General features: G+C 59.8%; 14 protein-coding genes. 8 read left to right on the top strand and 6 right to left on the bottom strand.

The window, feature by feature from the left end; genetic code table 11:
• Positions 1 to 193: 193 nt before the first annotated feature.
• Complete coding sequence (locus tag AC3WJW_RS19235) at positions 194 to 1048, top strand: D-hexose-6-phosphate mutarotase (RefSeq protein WP_493727004.1); 855 nt, start codon at positions 194 to 196, stop codon at positions 1046 to 1048.
• Positions 1049 to 1173: 125 nt separating this feature from the next.
• On the opposite strand, the gene AC3WJW_RS19240 is transcribed toward AC3WJW_RS19235, so the two are convergent.
• The gene (locus AC3WJW_RS19240; protein WP_170948639.1) at positions 1174 to 2034 is read right to left on the bottom strand and encodes a MurR/RpiR family transcriptional regulator; all 861 of its coding nucleotides are present in this window, start codon (positions 2032 to 2034) and stop codon (positions 1174 to 1176) included.
• Positions 2035 to 2262: 228 nt separating this feature from the next.
• On the opposite strand from AC3WJW_RS19240, the gene zwf reads away from it, so the two are divergent.
• The 3 genes from zwf to AC3WJW_RS19255 are packed head-to-tail and all read left to right on the top strand — an operon-like array spanning position 2263 to position 5115.
• Positions 2263 to 3732: a glucose-6-phosphate dehydrogenase gene (zwf, locus tag AC3WJW_RS19245; RefSeq protein ID WP_493727005.1), complete on the top strand. Its 1470-nt coding sequence runs from the start codon at positions 2263 to 2265 to the stop codon at positions 3730 to 3732.
• Positions 3719 to 4432 (top strand): 6-phosphogluconolactonase, encoded by a 714-nt coding sequence (gene pgl, locus AC3WJW_RS19250; protein WP_493727006.1) that lies wholly within the window; start codon positions 3719 to 3721, stop codon positions 4430 to 4432. Before zwf ends, pgl begins: the two co-directional genes overlap by 14 nt.
• Before the next feature lie 17 nt (positions 4433 to 4449).
• Positions 4450 to 5115, top strand: a complete 666-nt coding sequence (locus tag AC3WJW_RS19255) for a bifunctional 4-hydroxy-2-oxoglutarate aldolase/2-dehydro-3-deoxy-phosphogluconate aldolase (RefSeq protein ID WP_015096565.1) — start codon at positions 4450 to 4452, stop codon at positions 5113 to 5115.
• Positions 5116 to 5338: 223 nt separating this feature from the next.
• Here AC3WJW_RS19255 and AC3WJW_RS19260 read toward each other — a convergent pair whose 3' ends face one another.
• Complete coding sequence (locus AC3WJW_RS19260; RefSeq protein ID WP_493727007.1) at positions 5339 to 6520, bottom strand: aminotransferase class V-fold PLP-dependent enzyme; 1182 nt, start codon at positions 6518 to 6520, stop codon at positions 5339 to 5341.
• A gap of 20 nt (positions 6521 to 6540) precedes the next feature.
• Positions 6541 to 6777: a DUF3820 family protein gene (locus AC3WJW_RS19265; RefSeq protein ID WP_003227425.1), complete on the bottom strand. Its 237-nt coding sequence runs from the start codon at positions 6775 to 6777 to the stop codon at positions 6541 to 6543.
• A gap of 202 nt (positions 6778 to 6979) precedes the next feature.
• Here AC3WJW_RS19265 and AC3WJW_RS19270 point away from each other — a divergent pair, with 202 nt between their 5' ends.
• Positions 6980 to 7447 carry a ferritin-like domain-containing protein gene (locus AC3WJW_RS19270; protein WP_493727008.1) on the top strand — a complete coding sequence of 156 codons (468 nt, stop codon included), beginning with the start codon at positions 6980 to 6982 and terminating at the stop codon, positions 7445 to 7447.
• 130 nt (positions 7448 to 7577) lie between these two features.
• Here AC3WJW_RS19270 and AC3WJW_RS19275 read toward each other — a convergent pair whose 3' ends face one another.
• Together AC3WJW_RS19275 and AC3WJW_RS19280 are read right to left on the bottom strand one after the other, a co-directional pair.
• Complete coding sequence (locus tag AC3WJW_RS19275) at positions 7578 to 8048, bottom strand: MaoC family dehydratase (RefSeq protein ID WP_095967928.1); 471 nt, start codon at positions 8046 to 8048, stop codon at positions 7578 to 7580.
• Positions 8049 to 8090: 42 nt separating this feature from the next.
• Positions 8091 to 9035, bottom strand: coding sequence for an alpha/beta hydrolase (locus AC3WJW_RS19280; protein WP_104449179.1), 945 nt, complete (start codon positions 9033 to 9035; stop codon positions 8091 to 8093).
• 239 nt (positions 9036 to 9274) lie between these two features.
• On the opposite strand from AC3WJW_RS19280, the gene fadD2 reads away from it, so the two are divergent.
• A complete protein-coding gene (gene fadD2, locus AC3WJW_RS19285; RefSeq protein WP_493727009.1) occupies positions 9275 to 10963 on the top strand; it encodes a long-chain-fatty-acid--CoA ligase FadD2 in 1689 nt (562 codons plus the stop codon).
• A 356-nt stretch (positions 10964 to 11319) separates the two neighbouring features.
• Positions 11320 to 13020: a long-chain-fatty-acid--CoA ligase FadD1 gene (gene fadD1 / locus AC3WJW_RS19290; protein ID WP_493727010.1), complete on the top strand. Its 1701-nt coding sequence runs from the start codon at positions 11320 to 11322 to the stop codon at positions 13018 to 13020.
• Positions 13021 to 13141: 121 nt separating this feature from the next.
• On the opposite strand, the gene AC3WJW_RS19295 is transcribed toward fadD1, so the two are convergent.
• The gene (locus AC3WJW_RS19295) at positions 13142 to 13522 is read right to left on the bottom strand and encodes a hypothetical protein (protein ID WP_493727011.1); all 381 of its coding nucleotides are present in this window, start codon (positions 13520 to 13522) and stop codon (positions 13142 to 13144) included.
• 202 nt (positions 13523 to 13724) lie between these two features.
• On the opposite strand from AC3WJW_RS19295, the gene AC3WJW_RS19300 reads away from it, so the two are divergent.
• Positions 13725 to 13916, top strand: coding sequence for a CsbD family protein (locus AC3WJW_RS19300; RefSeq protein WP_007974460.1), 192 nt, complete (start codon positions 13725 to 13727; stop codon positions 13914 to 13916).
• The last annotated feature ends 24 nt before the right edge of the window (positions 13917 to 13940 follow it).

The raw sequence follows: 13940 nt of genomic DNA on the forward strand, positions 1-13940 counted from the left end.
TTTTTTTTGCGAGGGCTGACTGGACTTTGGGGTACTGCTTTTGTGGCGAGGGAGCTTGCTCCCGCTGGGGTGCGAAGCACCCCCAAAAAAGGGACTGCTGCGCAGTCCAACGGGAGCAAGCTCCCTCGCCACAAAAATGAGCACAGGCCGTTTGGAGAGATGAGTACACCCATGTTTTTCAGGACCGTGGCACATGCTTGAGCATCCGCTACAACGCTTCTTCAAATCCTTGCGTGAACGTCCGGTGTTCGCGTGGGAGCGCTATCAGATGCGCGACGTGCTGGTGATCGATCATCCGCTGTGTCAGGCGGTGTTCAGTCGGCAGGGCGCGCAGTTGCTGCACTTCCAGCCCAAGGGGCAAAAACCCTGGCTGTGGTGCGCGGCAAAGTGGCCGCAGGTCGGGGCGATTCGCGGTGGTGTACCGGTGTGTTGGCCCTGGTATGGCCGGCATCCGAGCGAAAACGCCTGGCCGTCCCATGGCTGGGCGCGGCTACTCGACTGGAAGCTCCTCGACAGCAACAGTGACGACGAAGGCGTGCGGCTGCACTGGCAGCTGAAGTTGTGCGACTGGCAGGTGGATCTGCACGCCCATCTGGGAGAGCGCATGGACTTGCGCCTGAGCACCGAGCATCAGGACGACATGCCGTGCCAGATGAGCCAGGCTTTGCATGCTTACTGGCGTATTGGCGATGTCAGTGAGATAGCGCTGTCTGGGCTTGAAGGTGCGCAGGGTTATGACCAGTTGAGCCGACAGGTTTGTCGGCAGGAAGGCGAGTTGCGCGTGGATGGCGGATGCCAGCGGGTGTTCCAGCATGATGGCGAATTGCAGCTCAACGACCACGCCTGGCAGCGGGCGTTGTGCATCGATACGGGGGAAACGGCCGACACGGTGGTGTGGCATCCCGGCTCGCGACCGTTGCTTGGCGTGACCTGGAACGAGATATCAGAATTTGTTTGTGTAGAGGCAGCAAGCGGTGGCACCGACAGCCTGTGCCTAAAGCCTGGGGAGCGGGCGCATCTGAGTTTGCAGGCGCGGGTGGGGGGTTAGCTCAGCATCTGTGGTGCTCCGTATACCGCCATCGCGAGCAAGCTCGCTCCCACATTTGGAATGCATTCCCCTGTGGGAGCGAGCTTGCTCGCGATGAGGCCATTCAGGGCGATGGAGATGCTGGATTAATTAAACTCATCCCCAACGGGATACCGGCTGGCATTCAGGCTCTCCTTGATCTTGCGCAAATGCGGCTGGAAATCCACACCCCGGCGCAACGTCATGCCGGTGGCGAGCACGTCCAGCACGGTGAGCTGGATGATCCGCGACGTCATCGGCATGTAGATGTCGGTGTCTTCCGGTAGCGGAATGTTCAGGCTCAGGGTGCTGGCCTTGGCCAGTGGCGAGTTCTCGGCGGTCAGGCCCAGCACCGAGGCGCCGTTTTCCCGGGCGATGCGCGCCACTTCCACCAGTTCGCGGGTGCGCCCGGTGTAGGAAATGATCACGAACAGTTCGCCGGTATGGGCCACGGAGGCAATCATGCGCTGCATCAGTACGTCGGCGTGGGCGGTGACGGCAAGGTTGAAGCGGAAGAACTTGTGCTGCGCGTCCAGTGCCACCGGGGCCGAGGCGCCGAGGCCGAAGAAGTGGATCTGCCGGGCCTGGATCAGCAGGTCGACGGCGCGGCTGATCAGGTTCGGGTCCAGTGCCTGGCAGGCGCTGTCCAGCGAGGCGATGGCGCTGCCGAAGATCTTCTGGGTATAGGCCTCCGGATTGTCATCGGCCTCCACCGCACGGCTGACGTACGCGGCGCCACTGGCCAGGCTCTGGGCCAGTTGCAGCTTGAGCTCGGGGTAGCCGCTGACGCCGAACGAACGGCAGAAACGGTTGACCGTCGGTTCGCTGACCGACGCCGCCTGGGCGAGGGCGGCGATGCTGAAGCGGGTGGCCTGCTGCGGGTTGAGCAGGATCACCTCGGCGACTTTGCGTTCGGCCTTGTTCAGCTCTTCAAGGCGATTCTGGATCTGCTCCAGTAAATTTCGCACGCGGTCCATATAAGTATCCTTGATTCACCGGCGCGGATAAGCGCGCGGCTAATGCAAAAAGGGCCTTTGGTGAGGCCCATGACGGTGGCCTATCCTACTGATGGCTCCGACCGACCACCACTCGGAATCTGTATTTTGCGAAAATGTTGTGGTTATTACTACATTTTCCCTTGAGTGATGCCTTGAAAAAAGGTATTTGTAGCTTAACTTGATAAAAGAACAAACATCATGCTCTCGATTACGGTTGAACCGTGCACCTTTGCCTTGTTCGGCGCCCTTGGCGATCTGGCCTTGCGCAAGCTGTTTCCTGCCCTTTATCAACTCGACGGCGCCGGCCTGTTGCACGAGGACACGCGGATCATCGCGCTGGCCCGTGAGCCGGGCAGCGAGCAGGAACACCTGGCGTTCATCGCCTCTGAGCTGCGCCGCTATGTCGGTGCCAAAGAGCTGGACGAAGCCGTGGTCGAGCGTTTTCTGGCGCGCCTGAGCTACCTGCACGTCGACTTCCTCAAGTCCGAAGATTATGTGGCCCTGGCCGAAGTGGCCGGGACCTCGCAACGGGTCATTGCCTACTTCGCCACGCCGGCTGCTGTCTATGGCGCGATCTGCGAGAACCTGGCCAAGGTCGGCCTGGCGCAAAACACCCGTGTGGTGTTGGAAAAGCCCATCGGTTCTGACCTGGAATCCTCGCGCAAGGTCAACGACGCCGTGGCGCAGTTCTTCCCGGAGAACCGCACCTACCGCATCGACCACTACCTGGGTAAAGAGACCGTCCAGAACCTGATCGCCCTGCGTTTCGCCAACAGCCTGTTCGAAACCCAGTGGAACCAGAACTACATCTCCCACGTGGAAATCACCGTGGCCGAGAAGGTCGGCATCGAAGGCCGCTGGGGTTACTTCGACAAGGCCGGCCAGCTGCGCGACATGATCCAGAACCACCTGCTGCAACTGCTCTGCCTGATTGCCATGGACCCGCCGGCCGACCTGTCCGCCGACAGCATCCGTGACGAGAAGGTCAAGGTGCTCAAGGCCCTGGCGCCGATCAGCCCGGAAGGCCTGACCACCCAGGTGGTGCGCGGCCAGTACATCGCCGGCTACAGCGAAGGCAAAGCGGTGCCGGGGTACCTGGAAGAACCCAATTCCAACACCCAGAGCGATACCGAAACCTTTGTCGCCCTGCGTGCCGACATCCGCAACTGGCGCTGGGCCGGCGTGCCGTTTTACCTGCGTACCGGCAAGCGCATGCCGCAGAAGCTGTCGCAGATCGTCATCCACTTCAAGGAACCGTCGCACTACATCTTCGCTCCCGAGCAGCGCCTGCAAATCAGCAACAAGCTGATTATCCGCCTGCAGCCGGACGAAGGCATTTCCTTGCGTGTGATGACCAAAGACCAAGGCCTGGACAAAGGCATGCAGCTGCGCAGCGGTCCGTTGCAGCTGAATTTTTCCGACACCTGGAGCAGCGCACGGATTCCCGATGCCTACGAGCGGTTGTTGCTGGAAGTGATGCGCGGCAATCAGAACCTGTTTGTCCGTAAAGATGAAATCGAAGCCGCGTGGAAGTGGTGTGACCAGTTGATCGCCGGGTGGAAAAAATCCGGTGATGCGCCCAAGCCGTACGCGGCCGGGTCCTGGGGGCCGATGAGCTCCATTGCTCTGATCACGCGGGACGGGAGGTCGTGGTATGGCGATATCTGATTTGAAACTGCCGCAGGGCGTCAGCGCCCATGGGTTCAAGAGCCCGGTGTTGCTGGCTGAAAGCCTTGCACTGAGTGTGGCGAAAAAACTGAGCGACGCGATCGACACCCAGGGCACTGCGACCCTGGTGGTCTCCGGTGGCCGCAGTCCGGTGGCGTTTTTCCAACACCTGGCCAGGCAGTCGCTGGACTGGTCGAACGTGGTGGTCAGCCTGGCCGACGAGCGCTGGGTGCCGGTGGAACACGCCGACAGCAACGCGGGGCTGATCAAGCGTTATCTGTTGCAAGGTCCCGCGGCCAAGGCGCAGTTCCTGAGCCTGTACAGCGCCAGCGCCAACCTTGAACAGGCGGCGGAACAGGCCGACCGCTTGCTGTCCGAACTGCCGGTGATCGACGTGCTGATCCTCGGCATGGGCGATGACGGCCACACCGCGTCGCTATTCCCCAACAGCCCGAACCTTGCCGAGGCATTGCAGGCCGATGGCGTCCGTCGTTGCTGGCCGATGTTGGCGCCGACCGTGCCGCATCAGCGCCTGACCATGAGCCGCGCGCTGCTGGCCTCGGCCAAGCACAAGGTTCTATCGATTTCCAGTCAGTCCAAGCTGACCACCCTGAGTACCGCACTGGCCGGCGACGATATCGCCGCAATGCCGGTGCGCGCATTTCTGCAACCCACGTTAGAGATTTTCTGGTGCCCATGAGCCAAGGAACAGCCGCTATGACAAACCCATCCCCGACCGTTTCCATGGCGGACAAAGTTGCCCTGATCGACAGCCTCTGCGCGAAAGCGCGGATTCTGCCGGTGATCACCATCGCCCGCGAGCAGGACGTCCTGCCGCTGGCCGACGCGCTCGCGGCCGGTGGCCTGACAGCCCTGGAAGTGACCCTGCGTTCGCAATTCGGCCTCAAGGCCATCCAGATTCTGCGCGAGCAGCGTCCGGAGCTGGTGACCGGTGCCGGCACCGTGCTCGATCGCCACATGCTGGCGGCGGCGGAAGCGGCGGGCTCGCAGTTCATCGTCACGCCGGGCATCACCCGCGACTTGCTGGAAGCCAGCGTCGCCAGCCCGATTCCACTGTTGCCAGGCATCAGCAATGCCTCGGGCATCATGGAAGGCTACGGTCTGGGTTACCGCCGCTTCAAGCTGTTCCCGGCCGAAGTCAGCGGCGGCGTTGCGGCCATCAAGGCGTTGGGCGGCCCGTTCGGCGAAGTGAAATTCTGCCCGACCGGCGGCGTGGGCCCGGCCAACATCAAGAGCTACATGGCGCTGAAAAACGTCATGTGCGTGGGCGGTAGCTGGATGCTTGATCCGGAGTGGATCAAGAACGGCGACTGGTCCCGCATTCAGGAGTGCACCGCCGAGGCCCTGGCGCTGCTGGACTGATCGCTTCACCCTACACTTCGTTGTGTGTTCTACGGCTTTACGGTGCGCTTGGTCGGTGCACCGTTTTTTTTTGCCCGCCAAAATGCAATCCCCCTGTAGGAGCTGCCGAAGGCTGCGATCTTTTGATTTTGATTTTTCAAGATCAAAAGATCGCAGCCTTCGGCAGCTCCTACAGGGGATGTGGACATCCTGGAAGAGAGGGTGTTTATGCCACCGTCTGACGTCAGCCCAGTTCAGTCAGTGCCCTGGCCAGCACATCCATGTCAGCCGCCCTGGTCGTCAGCCCCGGTGTAATACGGATGCAAGGACCGCATGCAGCACCGCTGCGGGTCACGGTGAACAGGTTGTACTCATTGAGCAGGCGCTCGGTCATGACTTGCTGGTCGGCCTGCCGGGTAAAGCGCATCGAGGTGATGCCGCAATACAGGCGCGGGTCATCCGGAGTCAGGACTTCAATGCCCGGCAACCGCCGCGCCGCACTGACCCAGCGGTTACGCAGATAATTGAGCCGCGCGCCCTTGGCCGCGGTTCCACCCATCGCCCAATGTTCTTCGAGCACCAGCGGCAGGGTCAGCAGCGCCGGGATGTTGGGGGTGCTGTACGAGGTTCGGGCGCGGATGTCAGTGGGCGGGAAATGCATCTCGCCCATGTCCGGGTCGATGTCGGCCAGGCGTTCGGGGGCGATGTAGATATAGCCGAGCGTCAGCGGTGCACCGATCCACTTGTGCAGGTTGTAGCCGGCGAAGGCGATACCCAGTTCAGTCAGGTCAAATTCGAGTTGGCCGAGGGCATGGGCACCGTCGAGGATGACGTCAATGCCATGTTCCTTTGCCGCGGCCGCAATCGCCTGCACCGGCATCACCAGGCCCGTGCGATGGGTGACGTGGGTCAGGGCCATCAACTTCAGCCGTGGGTGCCGGGCGAAGGTTTCGCGGTAGGTGTTCAGCAGGCTGTCGAAGGTGGCCGGGTGTGCGTGTTCGATTTCGATCACTTCAACGCCGCGATTACGCGCCAGCCAGCGCATGGCGCCTTTGACCGTGTCGTATTCCAGATCGCAAAACAGTACCTGATCGCCGGGCTGCAGCCGGTTGTAGTTGCGGATCAGCGACTGCAAACCTTCCGATGCGTTGCGGGTCAGGGCGATGCTGTCGCCGGGGACGCCTGTCAACCTGGCCAGTTGCGCGCGGACCTTCAGGCTGTCGCCCTGTTCGAAGCGCTGGCGCACGTACACCGAATTGCTGCGATTGATCAGCTCGATGTTGCGTTGGTACTCCTCGACGACCGTGCGCGACATGCGTCCGAAGTAACCGTTCTCCAGGTTGAGCGGGCCGGGTTCGACATCGTAGCGGTCGGCAAAGGTTTGCCAGAAGGCTTCGTCACGGGCGCGGCGGGTGTTGTCAGGCATGAGGGTGCTCGGTAGGTGATTCAGTGACGCGGGGCCGGTTTGCCGTGTTTGGCGCGCAGCGGTTCGAGCAAGTCCGACAAACCGTTGTGATCGATTTCCTGCATCAGGGCCAGCAAACCGCCCAATTCGCCGTGAGGGAAACCCTCCCGGGCGAACCAGTTCAGGTAAGGGCCGGGCAGGTCGGCAATGATTCGACCCTTGTATTTGCCGAAGGGCATTTCACGGGTGATCAGCAGTTCGAGCTTTTCAGGATTCATCGATCGGTCGTCTTGATTCAGTCAGTCTGGAAAATACAGGCATTCTGCATGCAGGCCAATTGACAGATCATGCAAATAAAACGGATACAGATTTTTTGTTAATGGATAACTGTTTGAAAAATAACGAATAGTTAAACGATTCCGAGCTGGCATGCAGGGTGCAGTACTCATTGCATCTTTCATCAACCGAAGGAATTGAAAAATGACTGACATGAATAAAGAAGCGATTTCTGTACTCAATGACCTGATTGAAACCAGCAAGGACGGTCAGGCCGGGTTCAAGACTTGCGCTGAAGATATCAAACACCCTGAACTCAAAACCCTGTTTATCAATCGCTCGGCCGATTGTGCGACGGCCGCTGCGGAGTTGCAGTCCGCGGTGCGTTCGATGGGTGGCGATCCGGAAACCTCCACCAGTGTCAGCGGTGACCTGCACCGTCGCTGGGTCGACGTGAAGTCGATGTTCACCGGCAAGGGCGAGGAGGCCGTGCTCAATGAAGCCGAGCGCGGTGAAGACCATGCGTTGAAGGCTTATCGGGATGCCATGGAGAAAATCAACAAGCACAACCTGGTGGGCATTCGTGACCTGGTTGAGCGCCAGTACCATGGCGTGCAACGCAATCACGATCAGGTCAAGGCCCTGCGTAACCAGGCGCGTGCGCGTTCGTAAGCCTGGCTGAGCTGAAGTCAATGTGGGAGCGAGCCTGCTCGCGAATGCGGTCTGACAGTCACCATTAATAGTGACTGACACGCCGCCTTCGCGAGCAGGCTCGCTCCCACAGTGTTTTGTGACCCTTCGATCAGCCGATGCTGATCGCCGGCAGCTCCGTCAGCGTCACGCTCTGTTGCTTGCGTGGTGCGAGGATTTCCGCTTCGCCATCCACCACCAGTTCATCCCGCTGATTGAACACGCGAGTGGCAATGCGTACGCGAAACTTCGGCAGCTTTTCCAGGATCTCCAGGCGCACGGTCAGGGTGTCGCCGATCTTCACCGGTTTCTGAAAGCTCATGGTCTGGCCGATGTAGATGGTCCCCGGTCCAGGCAATTCGCAGGCGACCGCCGCGCTGATCAACGCACCGCTGAACATGCCATGGGCGATGCGCTCCTTGAACATGGTGCTGGCGGCGTATTCGGCATCCAGGTGCACCGGGTTGTGATCGCCGGACATCGCGGCGAACAACTGGATGTCACGCTCTTCGACCGTCTTGCTGAAGCTGGCGGTCTGGCCCACTTCGAGGGCTTCGTAAGGGGTGTTGGTAACCTGGGTCATCTGTCTCAATTCCTGTGACGAATTAAATAATTCACAAAAAAACTATTCGGATCGGTGCGGCCGAGGGGTGCTCAAGACCTGGGCGATCCAGTTCAGCACATCGGCGACGATTTCATCGCGGTTGCTCTCGTTGAACAGTTCGTGCCGTGCCTGCGGGTAAACGGTCAGTTGCAGGTGCCGGCTGCCGGCCGCCCGCAACGCGTCGGCCAGATCCTTCAGACGTTTGCCTTCGCTCACCGGATCACATTCACCGCCAATCACCAGCAGCGGCAGGCCCGGGTCGATCTGGGCGAGATTGGACGCTTTGCTGATTTGCTGCAAGCCACCGAGCAAATCGATCCACAGTTGATTGGTGCAGCGGAAACCGCAGAGCGGGTCGTTGACGTACAGGTCGACCTGCGCCGGATCACGGCTAAGCCAGTCGAACGGCGTGCGTGCCGGTTTGAATTTGTTGTTGAACGAACCGAACGACAGCCATTCGATCAATGCGCTGCGTCCTTTGCCGCCCTGGCGCAGCCGTTCGAAACGGGCGATTTGCCGTGCCGCGCGATAAAGCGCCACGGGCTGGAAGTTCGAGCCGCTGAGGATGGCCCCGTGCAGGCTGGCACTGTGGTGCAGCAGATAGGCCTGGGCAATGTAACTGCCCATGCTGTGACCGAGCAGCACGATCGGTATGCCAGGGTGCTGCTGGCCGATGTGCTGGTTGAGGCACGCCAGGTCGCTGACGACCTTGCACCAGCCGTCGTCATCGGCGAAATGTCCCAGGGTCCCGTTTTCGGCAGTTTTGCCATGTCCACGCAGGTCCGGCGCACACACGCCATAGCCCTGATCACAGAGTTTTTCCGCAAGGGCTCCATAACGGCCGCTGTGTTCGGCCATGCCATGGGCCAGCAGAATCATTGCCTTGAGGCTGCCGTCGGGTAGCCACTGGTTGACGAAGAGGCGGCTGTGGTCGCTCGTGGTCAGCCAGAAAGTGTCATGGATCATGGCGGTTCCTTTGCACTGAGTCGTTGCATTGTATAGCGCATCCCGTTGCATGCGTCTGATCAGCCCACAGCAAGGCAGGAAGATTCACACGGTCAATGACGGCTTTGCGCATATTTGCCTGAATCGCCATAGCTGCTAGTGTCCGTGAAGCTCCGCTTTTCGCTTTCTGCCTTTGAGGGATCAGGGAGAAATGACAGAAACGCGGCCCCGGATAGATTCAGGTAAAGAGGACAAGAACAATGCAACCTGATTTCTGGAATGACAAACGCCCGGCCGGCGTCCCCCTGGATATCGATCTGGGTGCCTACAAGTCGGTGATCGAGGTGTTCGAGCGTTCCTGCAAGAAGTTTGCTGACCGCCCTGCGTTCAGCAACATGGGCGTGACCCTGACCTACGCCGAACTGGAACGCCAGAGCGCTGCTTTCGCCGGCTACCTGCAGGCCCACACCGACCTGGTGCCGGGTGACCGCATCGCCGTGCAGATGCCCAACGTCCTGCATTACCCCATTGCCGTGTTCGGCGCCTTGCGCGCCGGGTTGATCGTGGTCAACACCAACCCGTTGTACACCGCGCGGGAAATGCGTCACCAGTTCAAGGATTCCGGTGCCCGGGCGCTGGTGTACCTGAACATGTTCGGCCAGAAAGTCCAGGAAGTGCTCCCCGACACCGACATCCAGTACCTGATCGAAGCGAAGATGGGCGACCTGATGCCCACCGCCAAGGGTTGGCTGGTCAACACAGTGGTGAGCAAGGTCAAGAAGATGGTCCCGGACTATTCCTTGCCCCAGGCCGTCTCTTTCAAGAGCGCCTTGCGCCTGGGCCGTGGCCTGGGCATCAAGCCGCTGAAGGTCGGCCTCGACGACATCGCCGTGCTGCAATACACCGGTGGCACCACGGGCCTGGCCAAGGGCGCGATGCTGACCCACGGCAACCTGGTGGCGAACATGCAGCAGGCACGGGCCTGCCTCAGCCAGTCGGCCAGCGACGGTCAGCCGCTGCTGCGGGAAGGCCAGGAGGTGATGATCGCGCCGCTGCCGCTCTACCACATCTATGCCTTCACGGCGAACTGCATGTGCATGATGGTGACGGGCAACCACAACGTGCTGATCACCAATCCACGGGACATCGCCGGCTTCATCAAGGAACTGAAGAACTGGCGGTTCTCGGCGCTGCTGGGGCTCAACACGCTGTTCGTCGCGCTGATGGATCACCCGGACTTCAAGACCCTGGACTTCTCCAGCCTCAAGCTCACCAACTCCGGTGGCACCGCACTGGTCAAGGCCACCGCCGAACGCTGGGAACAACTGACCGGTTGCCGCATCACCGAAGGTTACGGCCTGACCGAAACCTCGCCGGTGGCCTGTACCAACCCGTATGGCGAGCAGTCCCGGATCGGCACGGTCGGCCTGCCGGTGCCGGGCACCACGCTGAAAGTCATCAACGATGACGGCGTCGAACAACCTTTGGGTGAACGCGGCGAGTTGTGCATCAAGGGCCCGCAAATCATGAAGGGCTACTGGCAAAAACCTGAAGCCACGGCGGAAGTGCTGGATGCCGAGGGCTGGTTCAAGTCCGGTGACATCGCGGTGATCGACCCGGACGGTTTCGTACGCATTGTTGACCGCAAGAAGGACATGATCATTGTCTCGGGTTTCAACGTGTACCCGAACGAAATCGAAGATGTGGTGATGGCTCACCCGAACGTCGCCAACTGTGCGGTCATCGGTGTGCCTGACGAACGGTCGGGGGAGGCGGTGAAGCTGTTCGTGGTGGCCCGTGAAGCGGGCGTCAGCCTTGAAGAGCTGAAGGCTTACTGCAAGGAGAACTTCACGGCGTACAAAGTACCGAAGCACATCGTGCTGCGCGAATCGCTGCCGATGACGCCGGTGGGCAAAATTTTGCGGCGGGAGTTGCGTGATATCGCGTAGCCGGTTGTAGATCGAGGCGGTCCCGAAAGATCGCAGCCTTCGGCAGCTCCTACAGAGGAATGCGATCCCTGTAGGAGCTGCCGAAGGCTGCGATCTTTTGCTTTGAGCCCCCGATTTACGAGGCTTTCAAGGCGGTTATAGAATTTTTGCTCTAAAATGACTCGCTTCAAGTCTTGAGTCACAAATGTGACCGTAGAGGCCGCTTTTGGCTCTAGTCGACCCTTGGCAAAGCTGCTACTCTCGGCGCGCTTTGTGACTTCTCGGCCTTCTATCAGCCAGATTTACCAATGGCCAAACACCAATAATAATCGCATCAAATGCGGTGCTGAATTCGCGTTGCTGAGGAGTGGGCTTCCATGATCGAAGACTTTTGGAAGGATAAGTACCCAGCTGGAATTGCTGCCGACATCAATCCAGACGAGTATCCGAATATTCAGGCAGTGTTGAAGCAATCCTGCCAACGCTTCGCCAACAAGCCGGCGTTCAGCAACCTGGGCAAGACACTCACCTACGGTGAACTGTACGAATTGTCCGGTGCGTTTGCCGCTTACCTGCAACAGCATACCGATTTGCAGCCAGGCGATCGAATCGCCGTGCAACTGCCCAACGTGTTGCAGTACCCGGTTGCCGTCTTCGGCGCGATCCGCGCCGGGCTGATCGTGGTCAACACCAACCCGCTGTACACCGCGCGGGAGATGGAACACCAATTCAACGACTCCGGTGCCAAGGCCCTGGTCTGCCTGGCCAACATGGCGCACCTGGCGGAAACCGTGGTGCCGAAAACCGGCGTCAAGCACGTGATCGTCACCGAAGTCGCCGACCTGCTGCCGCCGCTCAAGCGCCTGCTGATCAACAGCGTCATCAAGTACGTGAAAAAGATGGTGCCGGCCTATCACTTGCCAAAAGCCGTCAAGTTCAACGACGTGTTGAGCAAAGGCCAGGGCCAGCCAGTGGCCGAAGCCAATCCGGCCAGCAGCGATGTCGCGGTGCTGCAATACACCGGCGGCACCACCGGTGTGGCCAAGGGCGCGATGCTGACCCACCGCAACCTGGTGGCGAACATGCTGCAATGCAAGGCGCTGATGGGGTCCAACCTCAATGAAGGTTGCGAGATCCTGATCACGCCGCTGCCGCTGTACCACATCTATGCGTTCACTTTTCACTGCATGGCGATGATGCTGATCGGCAACCACAACATCCTGATCAGTAACCCGCGTGACCTACCGGCGATGGTCAAGGAACTGTCGAAGTGGAAGTTCAGCGGCTTCGTCGGTTTGAACACCCTGTTCGTGGCCCTGTGCAACAACGAAGGCTTCCGCAAGCTGGACTTCTCCGCGCTGAAAGTCACCTTGTCGGGCGGCATGGCCCTGCAACTGGCTGCGGCCGAACGCTGGAAGGCGGTCACCGGTTGCGCCATCTGCGAGGGCTACGGCATGACCGAAACCAGCCCGGTGGCCACAGTCAACCCGATCCAGAACATCCAGATCGGCACCATCGGCATTCCGGTGCCGTCGACCCTGTGCAAAATCGTCAACGATGCCGGTGTCGAACAACCGATGGGCGAAATCGGCGAACTGTGCGTGAAGGGGCCGCAGGTCATGAAGGGCTACTGGCAGCGTCAGGAAGCCACCGATGAAATCCTCGACAGCGAAGGCTGGTTGAAGACTGGTGACATCGCGCTGATCCAGCCTGATGGCTACATGCGCATTGTCGATCGCAAGAAAGACATGATCCTGGTGTCCGGTTTCAACGTGTACCCGAACGAGCTCGAAGACGTGCTGGCGACCCTGCCGGGCGTGCTGCAATGCGCGGCCATCGGTGTGCCGGATGAGAAATCGGGTGAAGCGATCAAGATTTTCATCGTCGCCAAGCCAGGCGTGACCCTGACCAAGGAACAGGTGATGGAGCACATGCGCGCCAACGTCACCGGCTACAAGGTCCCGCGCTCCGTGGAGTTCCGCGATGCACTGCCGACCACCAACGTCGGCAAGATCCTGCGTCGTGAATTGCGCGATGAAGAGCTGAAGAAGATCAACGCGAAGAAAGCCACCGCGTAACCGACAAAAAGCCCCGCAGATGCGGGGCTTTTTGTTGAAGATCAAAGGATCGCAGCCTTCGGCAGCTCCTACAGGTGACCGCGATCCCATGTAGGAGCTGCCGAAGGCTGCGATCTTTTCTTTATTGTTGGCGAAACGGCGCGAAGTTGACGTGGGTGCCCGCCGGGCGCATGTCTTGCAGGAAGGAGTCCTTGTCGGCGCTCAGTTCCAGGCTCAATGCGGCCTTGCGCTTGCCTTCGTTGCGTACCACCAGCCCCTCGAGCTTCTCGCGCAGGAACACGGTCGGCACTTTCAGGTGCAACAGCTCGTCGGTGGCCGGCGTGTGCATCAGCAAATGGATCCACTCGTACTGACCGATTGCCAGGCGCGTCACCGGGAGGTCGAACCACCAGATGTTGCGATTACGGTTCAATTCGGCGAAGTGGCAGTTGTTGACGCCAAGCACAGCACCGCCGAGTTCCTGGTTTCTGCGGGCAATGGCCTGCTTTTTATCGAGTTTCATAACATTCCTACGGGATTGGATCTTCAGCGCCATGGCCTGAACGTGTTGCGCATTCTCGGGGGTTGGCCCGCAAACATAAAGCGCAACCTGCACTGAACGATGAAATGTCGTGGTGAAAATAAATGAAACTCCCTGCAAAAGCCCCCGGTCAACCTTGTGTAACGACTTTTCTTCCCATTGAACTGTTCACAGGAGAATCACCATGGGCAGCACAAGCGATAAAGTCAAAGGCATGGCCAATGAAGCCGCCGGCAACGTCAAGCAGGGTGTCGGCAAGGCCACCGGCAACGACAAGTTGCGTGCCGAGGGCGTGATGCAGGAAAAGAAAGGCGAGGCCCAGCAAGCAGTGGGCAAGGCCAAGGATGCGCTCAAAAAAGGTATCGACGACGCGTGATCCGGCCGTTTAATGAAAACACGA

Source organism: Pseudomonas sp. GW821-FHT07G06 (assembly GCF_058986625.1).